This window comes from Luteibacter sp. 9135 (assembly GCF_000745005.1).
Classification (GTDB): Bacteria; Pseudomonadota; Gammaproteobacteria; order Xanthomonadales; family Rhodanobacteraceae; genus Luteibacter.
In genome coordinates this window covers 13,220-38,619 of the sequence record NZ_JQNB01000001.1, presented here as the reverse complement: position 1 = coordinate 38,619, position 25,400 = coordinate 13,220, and the positions used below count along the sequence as shown (strand labels likewise).

General features: G+C 66.2%; 21 protein-coding genes. 8 read left to right on the top strand and 13 right to left on the bottom strand.

Going from position 1 to position 25,400, the window contains the following annotated elements:
• Positions 1 to 2: 2 nt before the first annotated feature.
• The 3 genes from FA89_RS00155 to FA89_RS00145 all read right to left on the bottom strand — a co-directional run bounded on the left by FA89_RS00155 (position 3) and on the right by FA89_RS00145 (position 5,123).
• A complete protein-coding gene (locus FA89_RS00155; protein WP_036136953.1) occupies positions 3 to 1,769 on the bottom strand; it encodes an autotransporter assembly complex protein TamA in 1,767 nt (588 codons plus the stop codon).
• A gap of 89 nt (positions 1,770 to 1,858) precedes the next feature.
• Complete coding sequence (locus tag FA89_RS00150; protein ID WP_036136952.1) at positions 1,859 to 4,495, bottom strand: glycosyltransferase family 2 protein; 2,637 nt, start codon at positions 4,493 to 4,495, stop codon at positions 1,859 to 1,861.
• A gap of 160 nt (positions 4,496 to 4,655) precedes the next feature.
• Complete coding sequence (locus FA89_RS00145) at positions 4,656 to 5,123, bottom strand: Dps family protein (RefSeq protein ID WP_036136949.1); 468 nt, start codon at positions 5,121 to 5,123, stop codon at positions 4,656 to 4,658.
• A 116-nt stretch (positions 5,124 to 5,239) separates the two neighbouring features.
• Here FA89_RS00145 and hrpA point away from each other — a divergent pair, with 116 nt between their 5' ends.
• Both hrpA and FA89_RS00135 read left to right on the top strand, forming a co-directional pair.
• Complete coding sequence (gene hrpA, locus FA89_RS00140) at positions 5,240 to 9,238, top strand: ATP-dependent RNA helicase HrpA (protein WP_036136946.1); 3,999 nt, start codon at positions 5,240 to 5,242, stop codon at positions 9,236 to 9,238.
• A complete protein-coding gene (locus FA89_RS00135; protein WP_036136944.1) occupies positions 9,235 to 11,340 on the top strand; it encodes a RelA/SpoT family protein in 2,106 nt (701 codons plus the stop codon). The genes hrpA and FA89_RS00135 overlap by 4 nt, the downstream gene beginning before the upstream one ends.
• On the opposite strand, the gene FA89_RS00130 is transcribed toward FA89_RS00135, so the two are convergent.
• Positions 11,337 to 11,915 carry a YggT family protein gene (locus FA89_RS00130; RefSeq protein WP_036136941.1) on the bottom strand — a complete coding sequence of 193 codons (579 nt, stop codon included), beginning with the start codon at positions 11,913 to 11,915 and terminating at the stop codon, positions 11,337 to 11,339. The two genes, FA89_RS00135 and FA89_RS00130, sit on opposite strands and share 4 nt — an antisense overlap.
• Positions 11,912 to 12,736, bottom strand: a complete 825-nt coding sequence (gene proC, locus FA89_RS00125) for a pyrroline-5-carboxylate reductase (RefSeq protein ID WP_036136939.1) — start codon at positions 12,734 to 12,736, stop codon at positions 11,912 to 11,914. The genes FA89_RS00130 and proC overlap by 4 nt, the downstream gene beginning before the upstream one ends.
• A 116-nt stretch (positions 12,737 to 12,852) precedes the next feature.
• On the opposite strand from proC, the gene FA89_RS00120 reads away from it, so the two are divergent.
• The 3 genes from FA89_RS00120 (at position 12,853) to FA89_RS00110 (ending at position 16,327) form a co-directional block, all read left to right on the top strand.
• The gene (locus tag FA89_RS00120) at positions 12,853 to 13,890 is read left to right on the top strand and encodes a type IV pilus twitching motility protein PilT (RefSeq protein WP_036136938.1); all 1,038 of its coding nucleotides are present in this window, start codon (positions 12,853 to 12,855) and stop codon (positions 13,888 to 13,890) included.
• Between the two features lie 74 nt (positions 13,891 to 13,964).
• A complete protein-coding gene (locus FA89_RS00115; protein WP_036136936.1) occupies positions 13,965 to 15,128 on the top strand; it encodes a PilT/PilU family type 4a pilus ATPase in 1,164 nt (387 codons plus the stop codon).
• 161 nt (positions 15,129 to 15,289) lie between these two features.
• The gene (locus tag FA89_RS00110) at positions 15,290 to 16,327 is read left to right on the top strand and encodes a transposase (protein ID WP_051938417.1); all 1,038 of its coding nucleotides are present in this window, start codon (positions 15,290 to 15,292) and stop codon (positions 16,325 to 16,327) included.
• Positions 16,328 to 16,425: 98 nt separating this feature from the next.
• On the opposite strand, the gene FA89_RS00105 is transcribed toward FA89_RS00110, so the two are convergent.
• A protein-coding gene (locus FA89_RS00105; protein WP_185754182.1) for an IS3 family transposase occupies positions 16,426 to 17,564 on the bottom strand; the annotation gives its coding sequence in 2 pieces (ribosomal slippage) (positions 16,426 to 17,318 and positions 17,318 to 17,564; 1,140 coding nt in all).
• Between the two features lie 60 nt (positions 17,565 to 17,624).
• Here FA89_RS00105 and FA89_RS00095 point away from each other — a divergent pair.
• Positions 17,625 to 17,822 carry a transposase gene (locus FA89_RS00095; protein ID WP_036136927.1) on the top strand — a complete coding sequence of 66 codons (198 nt, stop codon included), beginning with the start codon at positions 17,625 to 17,627 and terminating at the stop codon, positions 17,820 to 17,822.
• Between the two features lie 126 nt (positions 17,823 to 17,948).
• Here FA89_RS00095 and FA89_RS00090 read toward each other — a convergent pair whose 3' ends face one another.
• The 5 genes from FA89_RS00090 to FA89_RS00070 form a co-directional block, all read right to left on the bottom strand.
• A complete protein-coding gene (locus tag FA89_RS00090) occupies positions 17,949 to 18,323 on the bottom strand; it encodes a BON domain-containing protein (RefSeq protein WP_036136924.1) in 375 nt (124 codons plus the stop codon).
• A 230-nt stretch (positions 18,324 to 18,553) separates the two neighbouring features.
• Entirely contained in the window at positions 18,554 to 20,302 is a 1,749-nt protein-coding gene (locus tag FA89_RS00085; RefSeq protein ID WP_036136922.1) for a hypothetical protein, read from the bottom strand.
• A gap of 70 nt (positions 20,303 to 20,372) precedes the next feature.
• Positions 20,373 to 21,299 (bottom strand): aspartate carbamoyltransferase catalytic subunit, encoded by a 927-nt coding sequence (locus tag FA89_RS00080; RefSeq protein WP_036136919.1) that lies wholly within the window; start codon positions 21,297 to 21,299, stop codon positions 20,373 to 20,375.
• A gap of 45 nt (positions 21,300 to 21,344) precedes the next feature.
• A complete protein-coding gene (gene ruvX, locus FA89_RS00075) occupies positions 21,345 to 21,764 on the bottom strand; it encodes a Holliday junction resolvase RuvX (protein ID WP_036136916.1) in 420 nt (139 codons plus the stop codon).
• Positions 21,765 to 21,777: 13 nt separating this feature from the next.
• Positions 21,778 to 22,344: a YqgE/AlgH family protein gene (locus tag FA89_RS00070; protein WP_036143297.1), complete on the bottom strand. Its 567-nt coding sequence runs from the start codon at positions 22,342 to 22,344 to the stop codon at positions 21,778 to 21,780.
• A 126-nt stretch (positions 22,345 to 22,470) separates the two neighbouring features.
• Here FA89_RS00070 and FA89_RS00065 point away from each other — a divergent pair, with 126 nt between their 5' ends.
• Positions 22,471 to 22,758 (top strand): hypothetical protein, encoded by a 288-nt coding sequence (locus FA89_RS00065; protein WP_221174266.1) that lies wholly within the window; start codon positions 22,471 to 22,473, stop codon positions 22,756 to 22,758.
• Between the two features lie 181 nt (positions 22,759 to 22,939).
• Here FA89_RS00065 and FA89_RS00060 read toward each other — a convergent pair whose 3' ends face one another.
• Both FA89_RS00060 and gshB read right to left on the bottom strand, forming a co-directional pair.
• On the bottom strand, positions 22,940 to 23,800 hold the full coding sequence (locus tag FA89_RS00060; RefSeq protein ID WP_036136914.1) for an energy transducer TonB: 861 nt from the start codon (positions 23,798 to 23,800) through the stop codon (positions 22,940 to 22,942).
• Positions 23,797 to 24,741: a glutathione synthase gene (gene gshB, locus FA89_RS00055; protein ID WP_036136913.1), complete on the bottom strand. Its 945-nt coding sequence runs from the start codon at positions 24,739 to 24,741 to the stop codon at positions 23,797 to 23,799. Before gshB ends, FA89_RS00060 begins: the two co-directional genes overlap by 4 nt.
• Before the next feature lie 299 nt (positions 24,742 to 25,040).
• Between gshB and pilG the strand changes: the two genes are divergently transcribed.
• Complete coding sequence (gene pilG, locus FA89_RS00050; protein ID WP_081916779.1) at positions 25,041 to 25,397, top strand: twitching motility response regulator PilG; 357 nt, start codon at positions 25,041 to 25,043, stop codon at positions 25,395 to 25,397.
• Positions 25,398 to 25,400: the final 3 nt, after the last annotated feature.

The following is a 25,400-nucleotide window of genomic DNA, read 5'->3' as shown; positions in this document are numbered from 1 at the left end:
CCTCACAGGTCGGGCCCGATGACGACATGCAGATGGATGCCATGCTCGTTCTTGTCGCCGACGGGCACGCCGACGTCGGCACGGATCATGCCCACCGGTGACAGCCAGCGCACGCCCAGGCCAGCGCCCACGCGCGGGCTGTAATCGGTGCCGGTGAAGGCGTTGCCGGCGTCGACGAACGCGGCCATGCCCCAGTTTCGGGTGAAGTAGTGCTCCACCTCGGTGCTGCCCACCAGCAGGCCTTCGCCGCCGATGACGCGTCCGAAGGCGTTGCGCGGGCCGATGCTCTCGAAATCGTAACCGCGCACGGAGCGATCGCCACCGGCGAAGAAACGCAGCTGCGGAGGCAGGGCACTGAAATCGTCCGTCCAGATCTTGCCGGCGGTGCCGCGCAGGATCAGGCGGTTGCGCCCCCAGAACGACTGGATCCACTTCGCGTCGCCGATAACCTGGGAGAACCGCGCATCCGACAGCAGGCCGCCGGCGGTGCTGCGCGCGGTCAGCGTGAGCGACCAGCCGCTGCGCACGAAGGTGGGGTTGTCGCCCTTCTTCCGGCTCAACGTGACTTCCGGATACAGCAGGGTGCTACGGCCGTGCTCCAGGCCCTCGGCGGAGTCGCTCTCGTCGCCGCGCTTGCCGACCGTGAAGGTGCCGGACAACGCGCTGACGCCGATGGTGCGCGTCCAGCCGTGCCAGAGCCGGGTTTCGTTGGCCACCAGCTGCAGCGTGCGCGACTGCGAGGTAACCGTGTCCGCGTCGCGGAAATTGGCGCCGAAATTGAAGCTGCGCTGGTTGGGGCCGGGCAGGGGAATCTGGTACAGCGTGGAGATCGTTTTCAGCCGCTGGGCCACGACCAGTTCGTTCTTCCACTTGTGGCCGCGGTCGTTGATCCAGCGTTTTTCGATGCCGCCGCGTAGGCCGGGGCCGGTGTCTGTGCCGTAGAAGGGGCCGCCCGTGTAGATGGTGCGCTTGGCCGGCGCCAGTTCCACGGCGATGTCGATGGTGCCGTCCTTCGCGTTGTCGGTATCGGGGATGACGTTGACCACGGCGAAGTAATCGGCGCCGTTCAACGCCTGCTGCAAGTCCAGCAACTGCCCCTGCGAGAAATAGTCGCCGCTCTTGAACGGCACGTAGCGATCGAGGAAACCGTCACGGAACTGCGAGTTCTTGAACACGACATGGCCGTAGCGGTAACGCTTGCCGGTGTCCCAGGCCAGGTTCACCGTGGCGCTGTGCTCGGCCCGGTTCACCTCCACGGTGTGCGTGACCAGGCGCGCGTCGAGATACCCCGTGGCGGTGAGTGCGCCGCTGACGGCGTCGCGCGCGCCTTCGTAAGCGCCGTCGTTCATCGGCTGGTCCTTCAACGCGGTGACGCCGCGGACTGCGCGGCGCACGGCGGGCACCTTGCCGGCATCGTCGTCCACCGTAACGTTCACCGCAGTGATCTTGACCGGCAGGCCCGGCACCACATGCAGGGTCACCTGCCAGTCCTTGCCGACCTGTTTCAGGTCGCCCGTGGCCGAGGCTTCATAGTAACCGTAGGGCCGCAGTGTGGCCTGTACCTGCTCGGGCGCTTTTTCGTAGAGTCGGCGCACCTGCGCGGCGGTGACATCACGCTGCGTGTACTGCGAAAGGTCGACACCCGCCACGACCGCGTTCTTGAGGGTGTCGTCGACACCGTCCACCGTGAGCACGATGCCCGCGTGGACCAGGCCGGGGAGGAGGAACCACGGCAGGAGCAGCAGTCCATGGCGTCTTTTAAGGCGCATGAGCGTCCTGTTCCATTCGTGGCTTGTCTCCGACCTAACTTACCGCGCCGGACGTGTAAGGTCGATACACAAACGTGAACGAGGCTGAATCAACCCGCCTCGTCGCCCGCGCGGTGTGCGATCCACGCACCCACCAGGGCAGACACGTACGGAATGGACTGCGCCGCAAGGATGAACATCCAGAGCACGCTTTCCGTGTACGCCGTGCCGTAGTGCAACGCCATGCCGATCACGGCGCACAGCAGCGCGATGGCCATCAGGCCTTCCTCGCGCACCGGTGCGAAGGCGGCGAAGCTGCTGCCACCCATGCGGCGGCTCTTCGCGGTCACCACGAACGCGGTTTTCTCGCGGGTCAGCCCGTGCAGGATGCCGCGCGCGATGGCATGCGACAAGCCCATGCTGGCCACGGAGGCCATGATCGTGTCGTACCAGCTGCACGGAACACGCGCACGATAAAGCACGAAGCCGAAGATGGCTTTGGCGAAGAAGAACCCGATGACCGGAATGAGGAACAACTGCATCGGCAGGTTGAAGTACTGCGGCGCGTAGATCATGCCGGCGGTCCACAACAGGCCCATCATCGTGAAGATGAAATGCAGCGCGTCCGCGAACCAGCTGAACCAGCCGGTGAGGAAGTGGAAGCGCTGGCCGGCCGACAACGGTCCCTTGCGGGTCATCCAGGTCCAGCGGCCTTTGAGGATCTGCATGGCACCGAAGGCCCAGCGGTAGCGCTGGCTCTTGTAGGCCTTGAAGTCGGCAGGGGTGAGGCCCTTGCCCATCAGTTCGTCGACATAGACCAGCTCGTAGCCTGCGTGCATCAGGCGCAGGCCCAGCTCGGCGTCTTCGCAGATGGTCCACTCGGACCAGCCGCCGGTGCCCTCGAGCGCGGAGCGGCGCACCATGGTCATGGTGCCGTGCTGGATGATGGCATTGCGCTCGTTGCGGTGGTGCATGCCGATGCGGAAGAAGCCGTCGTATTCCCAGGCCGTCATGCGGCGGAAACGGTTGTTCTCGAAATCGCGGTGGGCCTGCGGGCACTGCACCACGGCCACCTTGGCATCATGGAAATAGCCCGTGAGCGAGGCGAGCCAGTCTTCGCGGACCACGTAGTCCGCATCGATCACCGCGACCACGTCGGCGCGCTCGTCGGTGGCGGTGAGGCCGAAGTTCAGCGCGCCGGCCTTGTAGCCGGGCCAGGGTTCCAGGTGGAAGAAGCGGAACCGCGCGCCCAGTTGTTCGCAGTAGGCCTTGACCGGTTCCCAGACCGCCGGGTCCTTGGTGTTGTTGTCCAGCACCAGCACTTCGTAGTTCTCGTAATCCAGCGCGGCCAGGGAATCCAGGGTGACCTGGACCATCTCCGGTGGCTCGTTGTGGCAGGCCAGGTGGATGGAGACGAAGGGCTGCCGCTCCACCGGGTCCTTCGGCAGCATGCCGGCGTGGCGAATCCACTCGCGCCGCCACAGCACCTCGGTGAACTCGAAGCCGTTGATCAGCAGGATGCTGAGGATGGCGATCTGCGCGGGGAACAGAAGGATCAACATCGCCCAGTCGAACGGGCTGAGGTAGAAGTTGAAGGGCAGGGTGGCCGACCAAACGATCAGGCCGCAGGCCAGCTGCACCAACGCCATGAAGAACAGGCGTCCCATCAGCTTGAAGCGGCTGAAGCGGTAGCCGAACCACAGCATGGGGAAGAACGCCAGCAGCGAGGCGGCAAAGGCCTTCCACGGCCAGCCCACGTCCTCGGTGACCGGGCCGGTGAACGGGAATTTCAGCTGGCGATCGGCGTTGAACATGCCCCAGTACGCGCCGGTGCGGCCCTCGCCCAGGTTTTCCTTCCACGGCTGGTCGATGGCTTCCAGCACGTAGTAGTCGTCGATGCCCTTGCGCTTGGCGACGTTGAAGAACTCGCGAAGGAAGATGGCCTCGTTGGACACGCTGGGGTAGGCGTACTTGTAGCGGTCGCCGTTGGACGGCCAGCCGATCTCGCCGATGGCGATGTGCTTGCCCGGGAAGACCTTCTGCAGGGCCTGGTAGCTGCCCTCGGTGTCGTTGCTGCCGTCGGCGTTGCGCGTGCCGATGGAATCGGCCACGCCGGCACGGGCCTCGATGCCGTTCCAGTAGGGAAACAGGTGGACGGTGATGAAGTCGACGTGGTCGGCCAACTCGGGATTCTGGATCCACACGTGGAACGGCTCGGCCACCGACACCGGCTGGCGCACCGCGGCGCGCACCCGGTCGAGGTAGGCCATGATCTGCGCGGGTTTCATGTCGCCACGGAACAACGACTCGTTGCCCACGATCACGCGGGAGATCGTTTTCGGGTAGCGGTTGGCCTGGGCGATCAGCGCTTCGATCTCGCGCTCGTTGTTTTCCAGGCGCGTGTCGATGTTGGCGCCCGCCATGACATCCAAGCCCTCTTTCGCGGCCAGGCGGATGGTCTGGGGGTTTTCCAGCATCGAGTAGGTGCGGATGCGTGGGGAATAACGCCGCACCAGCTTCAGGTCGCTGTCGATCTCCGGATCCGTGGAGAAATCGCCCTTCATGGGATTCTGGTAGCGCTGGTACGCGGTAAACGCGAAACCGGGAATGGGCCCGTGCCAGTCGCTCGGCCCGTTGGGCAGGTTGGCGACTAGCCAGAGGCCGAAGTTCAGGCCAGCGACGAGGACCGCGAGGATCAGCGCGGCAAGGATGGGGTGGCTTCGGTCGGTCTTGGTGGCAGCGCTCAAAACAATCCCCGGACCGGTCGGCCCCCGAGTGGAGTCAGATGGTAACCGGGGGAGCTTAACCAACGAAGGGGACCGGCTCAACGCATTGCAGCATAGCCGGTCAGGCTGGCCTCAGAGAAACCGCGGCCCGCCACGGGTGAAAAGGCGGGCCGCTAGGGTGTCAGGCGAGCAGCGAACGCAGCATCCAGGCCGTTTTCTCGTGTTCCTTGAGGCGGCCGGTCACCATGTCGGCGGTGCCTTCGTCGCCCACGGTCTCGGCGGCACGGATGGTGTCGCGCGAGGTGGCGGCGGCGATTTCATGGCCTTCGACCAACTGGGCCACCATGGTTTTCCAGTCCGGCACGCCGGCTTCTTCCTTGATCGAGGTGAGCTTGCCAAACTGGCTGTACGAGCCGGGCGCGAACACGTCGAGGATACGAATGCGCTCGGCGACCTCGTCGGCGGCCAGCCAAAGAGCGTTGTACTGCACCTCGAACATGGCATGCAGGCTGTTGAACTGCGGTCCGGTCACGTTCCAATGGAAATTATGGGTCTTCAGGTAGAGCGAGTACGTATCGGCGAGCAGCTTCGAGAGGTGCTCGGCAACCGTTTCACGATCGTTCTTGGCAATGCCGATATCGATGGCCATGTTGCGACTCTCCTTGGTTTTTTCGTTTGCGATGAGGCATTTTACCGCCGGTCGGGAACCGCTGTGAAATGAAACGTTCCGATCCGGACCATAGGCGCACGCTATCATGGGTGTCGATGAGTACACCCACACGTCCCGCACGCCCCCCATCGCCCGATCATCCGCGCCTGCGCGAGCTTCGCCATGCGCTCGATGCGGTGAGCAGCCGCGATGTCGGGCGGCTGCTGGGGCGCTGGCGTGCCTTGTCCCGCAAGCCGGACGCCGCCCGCATCGAGGCCCTGGCGGGCGATATCGCCGTGTCCCGGGAGCGCCGCGCCGCGCGGGCCGCCTCCAAGCCGCCGATCACGGTGGATGCCTCGCTGCCGATCGCCGCGCGGGCGGAAGACATCATCAAGCTCATCCGTGAGAACCAGGTGGTGGTGCTTGCGGGCGAAACCGGCTCGGGCAAGACCACGCAGCTGCCCAAGCTGTGCCTGGCCGCCGGTCGCGGCGAGGCAGGAATGATCGGCTGCACCCAGCCGCGGCGCCTGGCCGCCCGGTCCGTGGCCACCCGCGTGGCCGAGGAGCTGGCGACGCCGCTGGGCGACAAGGTCGGCTTCCAGGTGCGCTTCACCGAGCGCGTGTCCGACCAGGCCCTGGTCAAGTTCATGACCGACGGCATCCTGCTGGCCGAGACCCAGTCCGATCCCTGGCTGTCGGCGTACGACACGATCATCATCGACGAGGCCCACGAGCGTAGCCTCAACATCGATTTTCTCCTGGGTTACCTGCGCCGGCTGGCCCAGCGCCGCCCCGATCTCAAGATCATCGTCACCTCCGCCACCATCGATACGGAGCGTTTCGCTGCGCACTTCGGCAACGCCCCGGTAGTGGAGGTGGAAGGCCGCACGTTCCCCGTGGAAGTGCGCTATCGGCCGCCGGGCGAGCGCGGCGAGGGCAACGTCGCCCAGCAGGTGGCCGACGCGATGGACGACATTACCCGCGAAGACCCCCGCGGCGACGTCCTGGTGTTCCTGCCTGGCGAACGCGAGATCCGCGATACCCACCTGCTGCTGTCGCGCAAGCAGTACCGCGAGACGGAAGTCCTGGCGCTGTACGCGCGGTTGTCCGCCCAGGAGCAGGACCGGGTGTTCCGTCCGGGACCCAAGCGGCGCATCGTGCTGGCGACCAACGTCGCCGAAACCTCACTCACGGTGCCGCGCATCCGTTACGTGGTGGACCCGGGCACGGCGCGCGTCAAACGCTATAGCCAGCGCGGCCAGCTGGAACGCCTGCACATCGAACCCATTTCCCAGGCGGCCGCCAACCAGCGCAAGGGCCGCTGCGGGCGCGTGGGTCCCGGCATCTGCTACCGCCTGTACGAGGAAGCCGAGTTCAACCTGCGGCCGGAGTTCACCGACCCGGAACTGCTGCGCTCGTCGCTGGCCAACGTGATCCTGCGCATGCTGGCGCTGGACCTGGGGGAGGTGGAGGATTTTCCCTTCCTCGAGGCGCCGGACCCGCGCGTCGTGGCCGACGGCTACCGTCGTCTCGCCGAGATCGGTGCCATCGACGACGATCGCCGGCTGACCGCGACGGGGCGCACCGTGGCGCGGCTGCCGATCGACGTGCAGCTGGCGCGCATGATGGTGGAAGCGCGGCGCCTGGGCGCGCTGGCCGAACTGACCACCATCGTCGCCTTCCTCAGCATCCAGGACCCACGCGAGCGTCCGCCCGAGGCGCGCGGGCAGGCCGATGCCGCCCATGCGCAGTTCGCCGACCCCAAGTCGGACTTCGTCGGCGTGCTCAACCTCTGGCGCGGCTACCTCGCCGCCGCCGAGGAACTGACCTCGTCGAAACTGCGCGACTGGTGTTCGCGGCATTTCCTCAGCTTCATGCGCATGCGCGAATGGCGCGAGCTGCACCGCCAGCTGGTGCTGGTGGTGCGCGACATCGACTGGGGTACGCAGGGCAAGGAGCCCGCCGGGCCCGTGCCCGGCGACACGAAGCGAACCAGGGACGCCAAGGACGACACCAGGGCCAAGGACGCCAAGGACGCCCCAAAGGGTGCCCCCGCAGGCGATGCACTTGGCGATGGACTGTTCGAGGCGGTGCACCGCAGCCTGCTGGCCGGCCTGCCCACCCAGGTCGGGCACAAGGACGAGAAGGGCGTGTTCCGCGGCACGCGCGAGCGCCGTTTCCAGGTGTTTCCGGGCTCTGCGCTGGCCAAGGCGCCGCCGGCCTGGATCTTCGCCGCGCAGATCCTGGATATCGGCGGGCGCATCTGGGCGATGATGAACGCGCGCGTCGATCCGGCCTGGATCGAATCCCAGGCCGGCCATCTGGTGCGCGCCACGGCACGCGACGCGCACTGGTCGCGCAAGCGCGGCACCGTGGTGGCCTACGAGCAGGTCACGCTGTTCGGCCTGGTGCTGGTGGAGCGGCGCCCGGTGACCTTCCACCGGCAGGACCCGAAACTGGCCCACGATATCTTCGTGCGCGAAGCCCTGGTGCGCGCGGATATCGACAGTCGTGCCGACTTCGTGCGCGCCAACGCACGCGTGCTGGAACAGGCCCACGACATCGAGGCCAAGCAACGGCGCGCGGGCCTGCTGCGATCCGACGATGCGCTTGCCGCCTTCTTCGAGGGCAAGCTTCCCGCCGAGATTGCCGATGTGCGCGCACTCGACGCGTGGTACCGCAAGGCGCCCCCCGGGGAACAGGCCGCCCTGCGCTGGACCCTGGCGGATGTCATGGACACCGGCAGCGGCCTCGACCCCAAGGCGTTCCCCGCAACCATCGACGTCGGCCAGCACCGCTACCGTCTCGAATACCGCTTCGTCCCCGGCGACCCCGCCGACGGCGTCACGATCAACGTGCCGCTCGCCTTCCTCAACGCGCTGCCGCTGGCCCGCGGCGAGTGGTTGGTCGGCGGCCTGCTGGCCGACAAGGTGGCCGAGTTGATCCGCGCGTTGCCCAAGGCGCTGCGCCGCAACTTCGTGCCGGCACCGGATTTCGCCCGTGCGTTCGTGGAAGCCGAGGCCCCACGCGATGCGTCGCTGCTGGCGGCGCTGGCCCATTTCCTGAAGAAGACCACTGGCGTGGATGTCGACGCGGCGGCCTTCGCCGACGCCGAACTGCCCCCACACCTGCTGATGCGGTACCGCGTGCACGACGAGAATGGCCGCACGCTGGCCGAGGGCCGCGACCTCACGGCCATCCGTGCGCAATGGGAAAGCCAGGCGCGCGAGGCCTTCTCGCGCAAGACGGATATCGAACTCACGCGCGAGGACATCGTGACGTGGGACTTCGAATCGATTCCGGCGGAGGTGCGCTCCGACGCCGGCCTGGTGGCCTACCCGGCGCTGGTGGACCTGGGCGAGGCCGTGGCGCTGCGCGTGTTCGAGCGTGCTGACGAAGCCGTCGAGGCGCATGCGGGCGGCGTGGAACGGCTGCTGCGCGAGGCCCTGGGTCCCGAGTTCAAGCGTGCGCGCCGGCAGTTGCCCATCGCCAACCCGCTGTCGCTGAAGTACGCCCCCATGGGCAGCATCGATGGCCTGCGCGACGACCTGGTCGAAGGCGGCTTCGCCGACCTGCTCGAGGGGCGCCGCCTGGATGTGCGCACGCATGCCGCGTTCGAGGCGTTGCGCGCGGAGTTCGCGCAGAAGCTGTTCGGCGCGGCGATGGCACGGCAGAAACTTGCCGAGCCGATCATCGAGGCGCAGGCGGAACTCAGGCCCTGGATGGAGCCGCCGCTGATGGGCTTTGCCAAGGCCAGCTACGACGACCTGCGCGAACAACTGGCGGCCCTGTTCCAGCCGGGTTTCCTGCGCGAACTGCCCACCGCGCGGCTGGCGCACATCCCGCGTTACCTCAAGGCCATGCGCCTGCGCGGCGAACGACTGCGCCAGGACCCGGCCCGCGATCAGTCGCGTATGCTTCAGGTGCTGCCCTACTGGCGCGCCCTGTTGCAGGGCGGCGGCACGGCGCTGGATGCGGATGCCTGGGGGGAACTGCGCTGGCTGCTGGAGGAATGGCGCGTGTCGCTGTTCGCCCAGGAACTGAAAACCGCGGAGCCGGTGTCGGCCAAACGGCTGGCCAAGGCTTTGGACAACGCGCAGGCGGCATCACGATGAGCGACGCACGGCCCATGGCGGCGAAGGACCCGGGCATGCCCCTGACGGAGCAGGCAAGGCAGGCCTGCTCCGTGCTGCCCGTAGCCGCGCGGGCCGAGGGCGAGACCGTCATCGAGCTGCTGCGGCTGCTGGGATGCGACGATGAAACCTGCGCGTCGGCGCTCTGGTTTTCGCTGGTCAACGGCTTGCCGGGGGCGGCGGACGAGGCGGCGACGACCTGGGCACCCACCCTGCGCCGGCTGGTCGAAGGGCAGGGCGAGGCGGAGAAGGTCTGGGCGCTGCATGCGCAGCGCGGGCCCGCCAGCGGTGCCGAGGGCCTACGTCGGCTGCTGCTGGCGATCATCCGCGACCTGCGCGTGGTGTTCGTGCTGCTCGCGCGGCAACTCGCCGCCATGCGTACCGCCATGGCGCTGCCGGACCACGAGCGGCGCGAGCTGGCCCAGCTCACGGCCGATATCCATGCGCCGCTGGCCAACCGGCTGGGTATCTGGCAGCTGAAATGGGAACTGGAAGACCTCGCCTTCCGTTACCTCGAGCCCGACACCTACCGTCGCATCGCGCGGCTGCTGGACGAACGCCGCACCGACCGCGAAACCTTCATCGCCTCCAGCCTGGCCACCCTGCGCGAGACGCTGGATGCCGCCGGCGTACGCGCCGACCTGGCCGGCCGGCCGAAGCACATCTTCTCCATCTGGAAGAAGATGAAGAAGAAAGGGCTGGAATTCTCAGACCTCTACGACATCCGCGCCGTGCGCATCCTGGTCGACAGCGTGGCCGACTGCTATGCGGCGCTGGGGCTGGTTCACAGCCTGTGGCCGCATGTGCCGGGCGAGTTCGACGACTACGTGGCGCGGCCCAAGGGCAACGGCTATCGCTCGCTGCACACGGCCGTGCTGGGTCCGCAGGGCAAGACCCTGGAAGTACAGATTCGCACCCACGAGATGCACCGCGCCAACGAACTGGGTGTCGCCGCGCACTGGCGCTACAAGGAAGGCGGCGGGGCGGATGCGGAGTTCGAGGCCAAGATCGCCTGGATGCGCAAGCTGCTGGAGCCCCGTGGGGAAGACGAGGCCGAACTGGCCGCCGGCTTCGAAACGGAGCTGATGGAAGACCGCGTCTACGTGCTGTCGCCCAAGGGCGAGGTGATCGACATGCCGCGCGGCGCGACGGTGCTGGATTTCGCGTACCACATCCATACCGAAGTGGGTCATCGCTGCCGTGGCGCCAAGCTCAACGGCCGGATCGTGCCGCTGACGACGCAGCCGCGCAGCGGCGATCGCATCGAGATCCTGACCACGAAAGTATCCGAGCCCAGCCGCGACTGGCTCTCGGCGCACCACGGTTACCTGCACACATCGCGGGCGAAGGAAAAGGTGCGCGCCTGGTTCCGTCGTGAAGCACACGAGGCCAACATCGTGGCCGGCAAGCTCAGCCTCGAGAAGGAGCTGCGCCGCCTGGCCCTGGACGACGTGGACCTGGCGAAGCTGGCCACGCATTTCCGCCTGAAATCGGTGGATGAGTTGTACGTCACCATCGCCCTGGGCGAGGTGACACTGGGCCAGGTGGCCCGCTCGCAGCAGGAGCCCGCCGAGCCGGGCATCACGCAGTCGTCCAATCCGGTGGCGTCGCGTGCCGCGCAACACGATCGCGGGGCGCTGTCCATCGAGGGCCTGGGCAACCTGTTGACCACCCTGGCACGCTGCTGCCAGCCGCTGCCGGGTGACCCGGTGCGTGGCTTCATCACGCGCGGTCGTGGCGTCTCCGTGCATCGCGCCGACTGTGCCAGCCTGTCACGGCTGGCCCGTCGCAGCCCCGAGCGCGTGATCGACGTCAGCTGGGGCAGGGTGGACGTGCAGAGCTACGAGATCGACATCGAGCTGCGCGGTTACGACCGCAAGGGTCTGCAAAAAGACGTCGCCACCACCATTAGCAACACCGGTCCGCACATCGTCGCCTCGTCCAGCCGTGTGCACGTGCGCACCGGCGAAGTTGAAATGCGCTTCACGCTAAGGGTGAAGGATTACGAGCAGCTGTCCACCCTGCTGGGCCGCCTCAGCGCGCTTCCCAACGTGACGGACGCCCGCCGCCTAGGCGCCCGCTAACCCGCTCCCATCATCAACGCCACGCCCCAATCCTTGATCGGCGCGGCGATCAGCATCCGCGCCAGGATCAGCCCGAGGATCACCACGGTCGGCGAGAAATCCAGCCCACCGATGGTCATCCGCCCGCGCAGCGGACGAACCAGCGGCTCGGCCAGGCTGGTCACCAGCCGCGCGACGGGATGGTACCGATCGGTCGACAGCATGCTCATGATCGACCAGGCGAACACCAGCACCACCCAGGTCAGCAGGAAGATATCCAGCGTTTCGCCCAGGCCCGCGATCGCCAGGCCGAGTACGTTCGGGGCGATGCCGGCCAGGGCGGCGATCAGCAGCCACTTCAGGCATTCCAGCAGGTACACGATCAGCAGGGCACCGGTATTGACCCGGCGCACCGGCGGCAGCACCTTGCGCAGCGGCCGCAGTACGGGATTGGTGAACCGGTAGAGGAACTGGCAGATCGGGTTGTTGAAATCCGCGCGGAAGGCCTCGGCCAGGATGCGCAGGATGAAGAGCGTGACAAGTGCGCCGAAGGCGACTTCGAGCAGCAGGCCGCCGGCATTGGTCAGGTAGTTCACGTATTCGAGTCCATGTCTTCGGAAAGTTGGAAGCTGCGCCGACGCGCCGCGTCGACCGCCCGCGCCACGATGGCAGGGAAATGGTCGTCACGGAAGCTTTCCAGCGCGGCCTGGGTGGTGCCGTGGGGCGAGGTGACGCGCTGGCGCAGCGTGGCGGCGCTTTCGCCGGACTCCACCAGCATGCGGCCGGCGCCGAAGGCGGTCTGCGCCGCCAGGGCACGGGCCGCCTCGCGCGACAGCCCCTGAGAAAATGCCGCGTTTTCCAGCGCCTCGACCATCAGGAAAAAATAGGCTGGACCGGAGCCGGACAGCGCCGTGACGATGTCCAGCTGGTCCTCGTCGGGTACCCAGACCGTGAGGCCGCCGGCGTCCAGCACGTGCTGGGCCTCGGCCCGCTGGGGGGCGCTGACGCGACCGTTGGCGAACAACCCGGTGGCCCCGGCCCCGAACATGGCCGGGGTATTGGGCATGCAACGGACCACGGGCAGGGCGGCATCGAGCCAACGTTCCAGTTGGGCGATGCGGATGCCGGCGGCGATGGAAATGACCACCGGCCGGTACTTCTGCACCGCCGGACGCAGGCCGCGGCACACCTCGGCCATCATCTGCGGCTTGACCGCCAGTACGAGGATGGAGGCACCCTCCGCGGCGTCTAGGTTATTTGTATAGGTGGCCACGCCGTACTGGCGGGACAGCTCCTGCAGGGCCTCCGCGCGCGGCTCGGCCACCGCGATGCCGCCCGGCTGGGCGCCGTGGCGCAGCATGCCGGCGATCAGGGCGGTGGCCATGTTGCCGCCACCGATGAAGGCGATCCGATTCATGGGGTGTTCGCTCCGCTCGCGGTCGTTTTCACAGTCCGGGAAGCATATACGGTGCCGCGCCTTGCCGCCGACCCCTCGGCGTGTTTACCTATGCCCCACAAAGAAAGGGGACCCTGATGGACATCGCCGAACTCCTTGCCTTCTCCGTGAAGAACAAGGCCTCCGACCTGCACCTCTCCGCGGGCCTGCCGCCCATGATCCGCGTCGACGGTGACGTTCGGCGTATCAACATTCCCGCGCTGGAACACAAGCAGGTGCACTCGCTGATCTACGACATCATGTCGGACAAGCAGCGGCGCGACTACGAGGAGTTCCTGGAGACGGACTTCTCCTTCGAAATTCCCGGCCTGGCGCGTTTCCGCGTCAACGCCTTCAACCACAACCGGGGCGCCGGCGCGGTGTTCCGTACCATTCCGTCCGAGGTGCTCACGCTGGAGGACCTCGGTGCGCCGAAGATCTTCCGCGAGCTGATCGAGCAGCCGCAGGGCCTGATCCTGGTCACCGGCCCGACCGGCTCGGGCAAGTCCACCACGCTGGCGGCGATGGTCGACCACATCAACAAGAACGAGTACGGCCACCTCCTCACCGTGGAGGATCCGATCGAATTCGTGCATACCTCGCAGAAGTGCCTGGTCAACCAGCGCGAGGTGCACCGGGACACCCACGGGTTCAACGAGGCGCTGCGCTCGGCGTTGCGCGAAGATCCGGACTACATCCTGGTCGGCGAGCTTCGCGACCTGGAAACCATCCGTCTGGCGCTCACCGCCGCGGAAACGGGCCACCTGGTGTTCGGCACCCTGCACACCTCGTCGGCGGCCAAGACCATCGACCGCATCATCGACGTCTTCCCCGCCGGTGAGAAACCGATGGTCCGCTCGATGCTCTCGGAGTCGCTGCGCGCGGTGATCTCGCAGTCGCTGCTGAAGAAGGTGGGTGGTGGACGCGTGGCGGTCCACGAGATCATGGTCGGCATCCCGGCCATCCGTAACCTGATCCGCGAGGATAAGGTCGCGCAGATGTATTCGGCGATCCAGACCGGCCAGCAGTACGGCATGCAGACACTGGACCAGAACCTGCTCGACCTGGTCAAGCGTGGCCTGATCACCCGCCAGGAAGGCATGATGTACGCCAAGAACAAGGAAAGCTTCCGCTAACGGCGCGCCGCGCCCCGGGTATATGATCGCCCGTGGGGCGCCGGCCCGGTCCGGCACACGGGGACCAGACCGTCATGAGCGATTTCGATTTCACCTCCTTCCTGAAGCTGATGGTGCACAAGCAGGCCTCCGACCTGTTCATCACCGCCGGCGTCGCGCCCTCCATGAAGGTGCAGGGCCGCATCGTACCGATCACGCAGAGCCCACTTTCCGCGCAGCAGGCGCGCGACATGGTGCTCAATGTAATGACGCCGGCGCAGCGCCAGGAATTCGAAAAGACCCACGAGTGCCAGTTCGCCATCAGCGCGTCGGGCGTGGGCCGGTTCCGCGTATCGTGTTTCTACCAGCGCAACTGCGTCGGCATGGTGCTGCGCCGGATCGAGTCGAAGATTCCCACGCCGGAAGAGTTGAACCTGCCGCCGATCGTCAAGCAGCTGGCGATGACCAAGCGCGGCATCATCATCTTCGTCGGCGGCACCGGTACGGGCAAGTCGACCTCGATGGCCTCGATGATCGGCTACCGCAACCAGAACTCCACGGGCCACATCATCACGATCGAGGACCCGATCGAATACGTGCACAGGCACGAAGGCTGCATCATCACCCAGCGCGAACTCGGTATCGATACCGACAGCTGGGAGAACGCGCTGAAGAACACGCTGCGCCAGGCACCCGACGTGATCATGATCGGCGAGGTGCGTACCCGCGAGACGATGGAGCATGCCATCAACTTCTCGGAAACCGGGCATCTGTGCCTGTGCACCCTGCACGCCAACAACGCCAACCAGGCGCTGGATCGTATCCTCCATTTCTTCCCGGAGGACCGCCGCAGCGCGCTGTTCATGGACCTGTCGTTGAACCTGAAGGGCATCGTGGCGCAGCAGCTCATTCCTACGCCCGACGGCAAGGCGCGTCGCGTCGCGGTGGAAGTGCTGCTGGGCACGCCGCTTGCGCAGGACTATATCCGCCAGGGCGAGGTGCACAAGCTCAAGGAACTGATGCGCGACTCCAATCAGCTGGGCATGCGCACGTTCGACCAGAGCCTGGTGGAGCTGTACCACGCCGGCGAGATTTCCTACGAGGACGCGCTGCGCCACGCGGACAGCTCGAACGAGGTGCGCCTGCGGATCAAGCTCGCCCAGGGCGGTGATGCGCACACCCTTTCGCAGGGCTTGGAAGGCGTCGAGATCGACACCTCCCACGACAAACAGACCTTTGGCGGCATGCTCAGCCGCTGACCCCCGTGGCTTGGCAACACGCATGCATGCGTGTGTAGGAGCCCACGATGTGGGCGAAAAAAAGGGAGCCCAACCAGCCTGTGTCAAAACTCACCTGACACGTAGACGCTGAAGCGGCTGCAAGTAAAAATGCCCTCGGAGACCCCGAGGGCATTTTCTTTATGGGCCACATCACCGGCGAAGGTCGCGGTCAGAGCGCGCTGTTTCCGTTGAGCCTGGATGATCTGTTGCCGGCGGACCACGCCTGCCGGGTCATCGATGCCTTCGTAAGCGGCCTGGATCTTCAGGCGCTGGGCTTTGCCCGTAGCCGCCCGGCCGCCACGGGGCGGCCGGGATACGATCCCGGCGACCTGCTTCGTCTTTATCTGTACGGCTATCTGCAGCAGATCCGTTCGTCGCGGCGACTGGAGACCGAGTGCGGCCGCAACATCGAGTTGATGTGGTTGCTGGGCCGGTTGGTGCCCGACCACAAGGTCATTGCCGAGTTTCGGCGCCTGCATGGGGAGGCGGTGGCGGGGGCGGGGGCGACCCTGATCCAGTGGGCGAAGGCCCAGGCCTTGTTGCAAGGCGACTGGGTCGCGATCGATGGCTCGAAGTTCCGTGCCGTGAGCAGCAAGCGTAGCGTGGCGGCCCGCGATGCACTGGCCCGATACCTCGGCGAGCTGGATGCAGCGGACGCGGCGGAGTCATCGGCAGTCGCGGCGCATCCGGAGCCAGAAGCGCACTTCATGCGTAGCCCCAACGAGGGCAAGATCCCCGCGTATAACGTGCAAACGGCCGTCGAAGCGACGACGGGCCTGATCGTGGCGCACGAGGTGACCACGGCCGCGGGCGACAACCGCCAACTGCTACCGATGGCGACCAAGGCGCGCGAGGTGCTGGGCACGCAGACGTTGAACATCGTGGCCGACGCCGGCTACTCCAACGGTGAGCAGGCCAGAGCGTGCGAAGAGCAAAACCTGGTGGTGCACGTACCGGCCAATCGCTCGGTCAATAACCAGGGCGATGGCACCTTAATGGACCGTCGCGCCTTCATCTACGACGTCGATCAGGACGTCATGCAATGCCCAGGTGGCGCGACACTGGTCCGCAAACAAGTCCACCGTGCCACTCGCTCAGTCCACTATGCCGCGCCTGTGGCGGCGTGCGGAGCCTGCGCCCTCAAGGGCCAGTGCACGACGGCCGATGGCGCATCGTGACCCGGCACATGGACGACGACGTCCTGGACCGCATGCATGCCAGAGCGACGCCGGAAGCGATGTGTCGTGGTCAAGTATTTCTGGACACCCGATAGGCGTTATTTCCGGGCCGCCATCATCTCGTAAATGGCTGGCGGCACCTGCCCGTTGGCCGCATGTAGGCGCCGGTAGTTGTAGTACGACGTCAAGAAAACAGTGATGTCGCTTTGGGCTTCATCGCGGTTGCTGTAAGTCGATGTCGCCCATTCGGTTTTCAACGTGGCGAAGACGCGCTCGGCAACCGCGTTATCCCAACAGTTGCCGCGCCTGCTCATACTTTGGGTAATCCCCAGGGCCTTGAGGCGTCCGAGAAAGTCAAAACTGTTGTACTGCGCACCTTGATCGGAGTGGAACATGAGATTCCCCGACGGTTTCCTCTCTCTGATTGCCATGTCCAGGGCGGCAACGGCCAGCTGTGCATTCGGCCGGGTTGAAAAGGCCCAGCCCACGATCCGGCGTGCATAAAGATCCACGACAACGGCCAGATAGAGCCAACCCTGTCGGGTAGGCACAAAGGTAATGTCACCGACCCAAACCTGGTCGGGCCGGGCGACGTTGAATTGCCGTTCGAGGCGGTTGGGGGCCGGCACAGCCGCCTTGCTCGCCGTCCGGTACACGTGCCGACGCACCCGCTCGGCCCATAGACCGGCCTGCCTCATCAACGTGCGCGCCCGATATCGCCCTGTCGGCATGCCTTGGCGACCCAACTCAGCCGCCATGCGACGGGTGCCGTAACTGCCTCGGCTCTGGCGATGAATCTGCTTGACCCTCGCTACTAGCGCCGGATCGGCAACCGCCGGCTGTACCTCTTCTGCCCGCTTGGCGTAATAGCTGCTACGGGGGTATTCCATCGCCTCGCACAGCCGCGATACCGGGTAGGCCTCCTTCAGCTCGTCGATCACCGCCGTGGGCGATCGCTCTCCCGAACGAAGAAGGCGATGGATTTTTTTAAAAGTTCGCGCTCCTCCTTTAGCTGAAGTACCTGCGACTCAAGCTCGACGATACGCCGCCGATCATCCGCCGCCGTGGGGGCATGAACCCCGGTCGACTTAGCCTCTTCATGTATCGCCAGCCAGCGCCTCAACGCTGTCGGGCCTACATCCATCAGCTGGCATACCTGTCGTACCGTATGCCCCTCGGCCACCACCAGATGCACGGCGTCGTCTCGCTGCGATTGCGATATCTCTTTACGTCCCATAGCTCACCTCCTTCTGCCTGTGAATCCTATCGGACTGTCCAGAAAGATTAGACCACCTCAATGCGCCTGCGGCGTTGCACCGTGGAGCGACCGTTTGCGGAACTGAAATACCGGATCTTTGGTTTGCCTCGCTTCCTGCTGCGAGGAACCCGGGGCGCCGCCTCGGAGATGGCCATCGCGGTGATGGCCTTTAATCTGAAGCGCTTAAGCAGCCTGCTGGGGCGCGGCCAGCTCATCCGGCAACTGCAGCCGGGCTAATCGCTCACTCTTTACTCGCCCAAAGAAAAAGGCGCCCCTCTTGCGAGGGGCGCCTCCTTGAGCTGCAGCAACCAGTTTTGACACAGGCTGCAACGGCTCCCTTTCTCATACCACCATCACCAACGCTTAGTTGGAAGCGGCAGCCGCGGCCGACACCGTCACGCCGCTGGCGTCCACGCTCTTCACGCCCTTGATCTTCTTGGCAATCGCGACAGCGTGGCTCTTTTCCTTGGCAGTAGCGACCGAGCCGGTCAGGGTAACGACGCCTTCGGTGGTGCTGACCGAGATATCGGTCGCCTTGACCATCTTGTTGGCAGCGAACTCGGACTTCACCTTGGTGGTGATCCAGGTGTCGTCAGCCTTGCCGGCAACCGTCTGGTTGTCGCCCTTGCTCATGGCGGCCGCGGAGTCCTGTGCATTCACCTGGGCGAACGGGACCGTGCCGAGACCGGCAACGAGGGCGGCGGCGAACAGGGCCTTGCGGAGGTTGGAATGGTTCATGGTGAACTCCTTATCTGAAATCTGTTGTGGGTCTGGCGACGGCGCCGCGCACTGTGGCTGCCGTGTCGCGGGGCCTATGGAAACAGCGCATCCGTGAACGATTCGTGCGTGCAAATCCCAGCCGTTCAGTTTCTTGCACGGGTAGACGCCGGGTTCGTGCAGCGCGCAAAAAGAAAGGCGACCCGAGGGCCGCCTTTCCTGTTTCAACCACATGACACGTATGGATCGGCTTATTTGTATTCCACCGATCCCGAGATCACGAGGCCCTTCTCGTCGACGTGCGACTCGCCGGACACCTGCACGACGCGGGCGGCCTGGGCCTTCATCGCGTCGAACTGCGCATTGGAACGCTGCGCCGTAGCGGCCGTGGTGGCCTGGTCGTCCGGCGCGCCGTCGGCACCCGCGGCTTCGGTCATCGCGCTGGCGTAGGACTTAGCCTTGTCCGCCATCACGTCGACCCAGGAGCGATACATGTCGCCATTGAGGTGCAGGCGAGACACGCGACCGGCGTCGCCGGTGCTGCCCATGAGCACGTCGTCCAGCTGGGCGTCTTCACCGGCGCCCACGCCGACGGCGATCGCCTGGCCGTTCATCGCTGCCCAGCCGGGCATGCCCAGCATGCCGCTGATGTTCGGCGGCAGGGCGACCGGCTTGCCGTCGCCGGCCAGCTTGAAGTCGCCGCCCAGCATCGCCTGACCCATGGCGAGCAGGCCCGCCGGGTTGCGCGTGGCGATAACCACGCGACCGGTGATCTGCGGCATCTGCTGCGCGCTGGCCGCGGGCTTGAACGAATCGATGACCAGACGCAGGCCGCGGAGGTCGCCGATGGGCGGAATGGCCGCCTGCTGCATGGTCGAGCCCATCTTGGCGAAGCTGTCGTTCATGCTGGCGAAGGCCGGGCACTCGAACGGCTTGGCTGCCACGGCTTCCGCCTGGGCGGTGAAGAACGTGCGCAGCTGTTCGACCGGCAGTGCGAGGCTGATGTCGAACGGACCCTTCGCGTCGCTGCCCAGGCCCGGGACTTCGACCTTGAGGCCGGAGAACGCCTTGGTGATGTCGTCGGCCAGAGCGATGTCGACACGCTGGTCCTGGTGGTGCAGGTCGAGCTTGGTGTAGCCGAAGCTGACGGATGGCACCCGCGCGGCGATACGCGTGGCTTCCGTCTGGCAGCTGGGCGGCAGGGCCGGCACCGGCTCGCCGGACTTGGCCGACTGGTGCTTGAGGAAGGTCGCGAAGAGCGGATCCTTACCGGTGGCGATCAGCGGCAGCAGGCGGGTCAGGTCGACCTGGCCGACGGCGTAATCCTTGTAACCCTTGGCCTTGGCCAGATCGGCCAGGCGTCCGTCTTCCTGGATGCTCTTTTCCGGGCGGTCGGCGCCGAGCGCCTGGCGGACCAGCGGCTGGGCGGCGTCGACCGGCAGCAGCGAGACCACGGCCTGCTTGCCCACGGTGGCGATGACCAGCTGCACGCCCGAATCGGACAGGGCGACATGGCGATACGACTGGCCGCCCGCGTCGGCGGTCTCCAGCTTCTTGCCGTAGGCCGTTTCGAGGCGGCCCACGAAGGCATCCCACGCGGCGTTGTCGGCCAGCGTCACGCGCACGACCGGGGCCAGGCCCAGGCCGTAGAACGCGGTGCCGTTCTTGGCGTCCAGGCCCATGTTTTTCAGGGCGGCCTCGGCGGTCTTGCCGTCGAATTCCGCGGCGAGGGCACGGACCAGGCGGGCGCCATCGGCGTTGCCCTTGGTGTCGAGGTCCTGCGCAAAGGCCTTCATCTGTGCGACCTGGCCGGGCAGTTCGCTGTTGGCCTGGGCCAGCATGGCCTCGTAGGCGTCGTCGTCGAGCTTGTCGAGGCTGGCCACCACGTACGGCGTATCGGCCGGCACGAAGGCCAGCGGGGCATCCTTATCCTTGTGGCCGCAGGCCGCCAGCAGCACGCTGGCGACGCCGAGCGCGAGAAGTCGCTTCGTCGGTCGCATCTTGTATCCCGTTGTTTGATCCCTAGGTGGGACCATTATGCCGGAATGCGTCCGCGCGAAGGGGGCGTATTCAGCGCCCCATGACCTCGGCGAGCACGGCCATGCGCACGAACACCCCGTTGCCCACCTGCTCGAGGATACGCGACTGGGCGCCGTCGGCGACGTCCGGGGCGATCTCGATACCTCGGTTGATCGGGCCGGGATGCATGACCAGGCAGCCCTTGGCGGCGCGCGCGAGGCGCCGGGTGTCGAGGCCGAACCGCTCGAAATAGGCGGCCTCGTCAGGAAGGTCGGTGGCGGCCATGCGCTCCTTCTGCAGGCGCAGCATGATCACGGCGTGGGCGCCTTCGATCGCCTCGTCGAAATCCTCGACATAGCTGACGCCCGACAATTCGCCTTCGGGCGGCATGAGCGAGGACGGCCCGACGATGCGGATGTCCTTCGCGCCCAGCGCGGCAAAGGCGTGGATGTCCGAGCGCGCGACGCGGGAATGGCGCACGTCGCCGCAGATGACCAGGCGCAGCTTGCGGAAATCCGGATGGTGGTTACGGATGGTGAGCGCATCCAGCAGGCCCTGGGTGGGATGCGCGCGGTTGCCGTCGCCGGCGTTGACCACCGCCACGCCGCTCATGGCGTGGCGCACCAGCTCATCGGGGGTGCCGGACACCTTGTGCCGAACGATGATGGTGTCCAGGTGCATCGCTTCCAGCGTGTGCAGCGTGTCGAACAGTTCCTCGCCCTTGGTGGTCGAGGAAAGGCCGATGTCGAAGTTGACGACGTCGGCACCCAGCCGGCGGGCCGCCAGTTCGAACGAGGTGCGCGTGCGCGTGGAGGGCTCGAAGAACAGGTTCAGCACCGTTCGGCCATCGAGCAGCCCCAGGTGGCGCGTACCGTGCGCCGTGGCTTCGCGCATGCTGTTGGCGCGGTCGAGCAGGCGCTCGATCGTCTCGCGTGGCAGGTTCTCGAGGGTGGTCAGGTGGCGCAGACGTTGTGACATGACGGCCTCAAGGCGAAGGAAGAAGGCGGGGGTGTGCGGCGTGACTCATGGCAGCAGCAGGTAGGACTCGAGGATGACAGCGGCGGCCTCGGCGTCGATCGAGCGGACATCCGAACGCTTGCGCGTGCCCGCGGCTCGCCCGGCGGCGAAGCGGCGCGCGGCCTCCTGCGAACTCATGCGTTCGTCGGCGAAGATGACCGGCAGGTCGTAGCGCTGGCCGATGCGCTCCGCGAAGCGGCGCGCCTTGCGCGTCATCGGTTGCTCTTTGCCATCGTTGTCCAGTGGCAGGCCGACGATGAGGGCCTCCGGCAGCCATTCGCGGCGAAGGTTGTCCAGCGCCTGCCAGTCGGGTTCGCCGTCGCGCACCGGCAGCGCCGCGATGCCGCGGGCCGTGCCGGTGAGGCGGTTGCCGACGGCGACGCCGACGATCTTCGTACCGACATCGAAACCGAACAGGCAGCTCATGAAAGGAGGGGGCTCACGCGTGGCCGGCGTAGCCGGTCAACTGGGAGGGATCCTGCATGCCCAACTGGCGGGCGGCGGCGACCCAGCGTTCGTCCAGGGGCGTGTCGAAGACGATGCGTTCGTCCGCCCGCGTGGTCAGCCATGCGTTGTCCATCACTTCCTGCTCGAGCTGGCCGGCTTCCCAGCCGGCATAACCCAGCGTGACGAGGGCGCGGCGGGGGCCTTCCCCCTTGGCCATGGCCACGAGGATGTCGCGCGAGGTGGTGACCGACCAGTCGTCGTTCACGCGGTAGCTGGAATCCCAGTGCCCCGGCTCGCGATGCAGGACGAAGCCGCGCTCCTGCTGGACGGGGCCACCGATGAGTACCGGGTAGTCGGCGATCTCCGGGTCGTCGCATTCCAGCTTCATCTGGGCGAGGACATCGCCCAGGCGGTACTCGGACATCTGGTTGATCAGCAGGCCGACCGCGCCGTCTTCCCCGTGCTGGCACAGAAAGGCGACGCCGCGCGCGAACGGCGGCTCGGCGAGGGAGGGCATCGCGATGAGGAATTGACCCGCGAATGTAGTGGCGATCGTCATGGCCGCATTGTAGCCGCTACGGCCGGGCGAGTGCGCCTGCGTTAAGCGCAAAAAAGCTACGTTGCAGGCCTGCCCCATGTAGGTCGTTTCCTGAGGAACATCATGTTTGCCAAAGGTTTTACGTTCGTGTCCGGTATGCTCCTGGTCGCCGTGGCGCAGGCATCGACGCCGTCTGCGTGGAAGGATCATGACCGGCAGCTGACGCAGGCGTGCATCGCGGCCAGCGGCCTGAAGGATGCGAAACCGGTCGGTGGGCCGATCGCCTACGACGACCGCGTGCCCGTGACGGCGCTGGTGCTGGCCGGTCGCTACCCGCAGAAACACATGAACAACCGCCCCGGTCGCGAGCTGTGCATATGGGACCGAAAAGCCGGCAAGGCCTACGTCAGCGAAGCCGACCAGCTGCTGCCGTAGGAGCGCGCGATGCGCGCGAAAGGTAGTCGGGACGTTCGGGCCAGGATGTAGGAGCGCGCGATGCGCGCGACATGTTTTGAGGCCGTGCGTCGGGCTTGGCGCGCCATGTCGGGGGAGGTGTCGCGAAAAGATGTCGCGCGCGAGCGCGCGCTCCTACATGTGTGGTCGTGCTGCTGCCCGCCTAGTAATTTCTCAGCACGTTGCCCGGAAGGAACTGCCAGGTGCGGGTGATGTAGAGCTCGTCCACCTTCGTCTTGTCCGCGGGCAGGGCGGGGAAGGGAGCCGCGAGGCGGACGATGCGCATGGCGGCATCGTCCAGCAGCAGGTGTCCTGAACTCTTGATCACGTCCATGCTCTTGATCGAGCCGTCGCGGTTGAGGCCCACGGTGAGCACCAGCTCGCCGTACAGCCCCTGGCGGCGGGCTTCGTCGGGGTAGTTGAGGTTGCCCACGCGCTCCACGCGGCCGACCCAGCCCTTCATGTAGGCAGCGTAGACGTACTCGCGCGTGTTGGAGGAAATGAATTTCTTCTTGGGCCGCTTGGCGTAGGCCTGCGACTGCTCGCGGACCTCGGCGGACAGCCGCGCCATTTCCAGCTTGCGCTGCACGTCCTCGTCGGACACCGGCAGGGGGCTGGGCGCGTGTTCGCTCTGCTGCCGGCTGGTGTCGACGGCGAAGGCCGTTTCGCCGGAGGTCGTCAACAATGGTGCGGGCGTACGATCCTGCGGCGCCGGTGCCTGGGCATCCTTCGGCTCGGGGGTGACGCCGCGGTTCGGCGTCGGCAACGGGCCGGAAACGGGTTCGGAGGGCCGGGCCGCCTTGTCCTTGTCGCCGCCACCCGCGTTGTTGGCCTGGGCCAGGAAGTCGGCCTTGTCCGGCGGTTCCTGGTTGGCCACGTCCACGAGGGTGACATCCAGCGTGGCTACGCTGGGCTTCGGCTTCTCCGCGTCGAAGGTGACGCCGAGGATGATCACCCCATGCAGCAGCAGGGAAAACAGCAGGGTGGCCCCGATCAGGTCGGTGCCGGTAGTGCGGGTCGTCATCGGTCCTCGATGGCGTCGAACATCAGCCCGGCGATGTTGAGCCCGAACTGGGCGTCCAGTTCGCGGATACAGGTAGGCGAGGTGACGTTGATCTCAGTCAGGTACGAGCCGATGACATCCAGGCCGACGAAGCGCAGGCCACGGCGACGCAGTTCGGGGGCTACCTGGGCGGCGATCCATCGGTCGCGCTCGGAGAGCGGCACGCCCTCGCCCCGGCCGCCGGCGGCCAGGTTGCCGCGAAATTCGTCGCCTTGGGGGATGCGGGCCAGTGCATAGGGCACGGGCTCGCCGTCGATCAGCAGGATGCGCTTGTCGCCGGCGGTGATCTCGGGAATGTATTTCTGGGCGATCACGAAGTCGTGCCCGCCCTCGCCGAGCAGCGTCTCCAGCATGGAATTGAGGTTGCTGTCGCCCGCGCGCACGCGGAAGATGCCGCGACCGCCCATGCCGTCCAGCGGCTTGAGTACCGCCTCGCCATGCGTGGCCACGAAGGCCTTCAGGTCGCCTCGGTCGCGCGAGACCAGCGTGGGCGCGATGCACTGGGGGAAGTCCAGGGCGAACAGTTTCTCGTTGCAATCGCGCAGGCTGCGCGGGTCGTTGACCACTCGGGTGCCCGCACGCTGGGCGCGCTCCAGCACCATGGTGTCGTAGACGAACTGGGCATCGACAGGAGGGTCCTTGCGGGCCAGCACGATATCGATCTCGCCGAGCGGCCGCCAGGCGGCGTCACCGAGGGTGAACCAGTCTGCCGGGTCGTCCTTCACGGACAGCGGGCGCAGGCGGGCCCAGGCCTCGCCGTCGCGCAGCGCCAGGTCGCCCTGCTCCATGTAGAAAAGGGCATGGCCACGGCGCGACGCCTCCAGCAGCATGGCGAACGTGGAATCCTTGGCGATCTTGATGGCGCGGATCGGGTCCATGAGGACGGCGACGGTGAGCGACATGGGGTGTCCGGCGAGCAGGAAAGGTGCCAAGTCTAGTGGAGCGCAGGGCAGGATTTCACCGGCCGCCGGTCTTTTAAGAACAATTCATCTTGACGGAATCCGTGCCAACCATTAAACAGCGATCGGGAGGAACGCCAGAAGAGCGTACCGCCGGGGCTCCAGGTCCCGTACGACGACCCAGTGCACGGAATACGCCCGGAAGAGGGGCTATCCTGCGCCGGGATTTGCGGTTTTTTGCGTGGCACGGGGGCGCAGTGAACGAAAACGGACGTGGTACCGACCTGACCGGTTTGCGGGTCATGGTCATCGACGATTCCAAAACCATCCGGCGCACGGCGGAAACGCTGTTGAAGAAGGAAGGCTGCGACGTACTCACCGCCGTCGACGGCTTCGAGGCGCTGGCGAAGATATCCGACCAGAAGCCGAACATTATTTTCGTCGACATCATGATGCCGCGCCTGGACGGCTACCAGACCTGCGCCCTGATCAAGAACAACGCCCAGTTCCGGGGTACACCGGTGGTCATGCTTTCCTCCAAGGACGGTCTGTTCGACAAGGCGCGCGGCCGCATCGTGGGCGCTGACCAGTACCTCACCAAGCCTTTCACCCGCGACGAGCTGCTCGGCGCGATTCACCGTTATGCGACGGCGAGCTGACCC

Coding starts and splice junctions, on each gene's coding strand:
- FA89_RS00155 (WP_036136953.1), bottom strand. CDS start 1,769: ATGCGCCTTAAAAGACGCCATGGACTGCTGCTCCTGCCGTGGTTCCTC.
- FA89_RS00145 (WP_036136949.1), bottom strand. CDS start 5,123: ATGGCCATCGATATCGGCATTGCCAAGAACGATCGTGAAACGGTTGCC.
- hrpA (WP_036136946.1), top strand. CDS start 5,240: ATGAGTACACCCACACGTCCCGCACGCCCCCCATCGCCCGATCATCCG.
- FA89_RS00135 (WP_036136944.1), top strand. CDS start 9,235: ATGAGCGACGCACGGCCCATGGCGGCGAAGGACCCGGGCATGCCCCTG.
- proC (WP_036136939.1), bottom strand. CDS start 12,736: ATGAATCGGATCGCCTTCATCGGTGGCGGCAACATGGCCACCGCCCTG.
- FA89_RS00120 (WP_036136938.1), top strand. CDS start 12,853: ATGGACATCGCCGAACTCCTTGCCTTCTCCGTGAAGAACAAGGCCTCC.
- FA89_RS00115 (WP_036136936.1), top strand. CDS start 13,965: ATGAGCGATTTCGATTTCACCTCCTTCCTGAAGCTGATGGTGCACAAG.
- FA89_RS00110 (WP_051938417.1), top strand. CDS start 15,290: ATGGGCCACATCACCGGCGAAGGTCGCGGTCAGAGCGCGCTGTTTCCG.
- FA89_RS00095 (WP_036136927.1), top strand. CDS start 17,625: ATGCGCCTGCGGCGTTGCACCGTGGAGCGACCGTTTGCGGAACTGAAA.
- FA89_RS00090 (WP_036136924.1), bottom strand. CDS start 18,323: ATGAACCATTCCAACCTCCGCAAGGCCCTGTTCGCCGCCGCCCTCGTT.
- FA89_RS00085 (WP_036136922.1), bottom strand. CDS start 20,302: ATGCGACCGACGAAGCGACTTCTCGCGCTCGGCGTCGCCAGCGTGCTG.
- FA89_RS00080 (WP_036136919.1), bottom strand. CDS start 21,299: ATGTCACAACGTCTGCGCCACCTGACCACCCTCGAGAACCTGCCACGC.
- ruvX (WP_036136916.1), bottom strand. CDS start 21,764: ATGAGCTGCCTGTTCGGTTTCGATGTCGGTACGAAGATCGTCGGCGTC.
- FA89_RS00070 (WP_036143297.1), bottom strand. CDS start 22,344: ATGACGATCGCCACTACATTCGCGGGTCAATTCCTCATCGCGATGCCC.
- FA89_RS00060 (WP_036136914.1), bottom strand. CDS start 23,800: ATGACGACCCGCACTACCGGCACCGACCTGATCGGGGCCACCCTGCTG.
- gshB (WP_036136913.1), bottom strand. CDS start 24,741: ATGTCGCTCACCGTCGCCGTCCTCATGGACCCGATCCGCGCCATCAAG.
- pilG (WP_081916779.1), top strand. CDS start 25,041: ATGGTCATCGACGATTCCAAAACCATCCGGCGCACGGCGGAAACGCTG.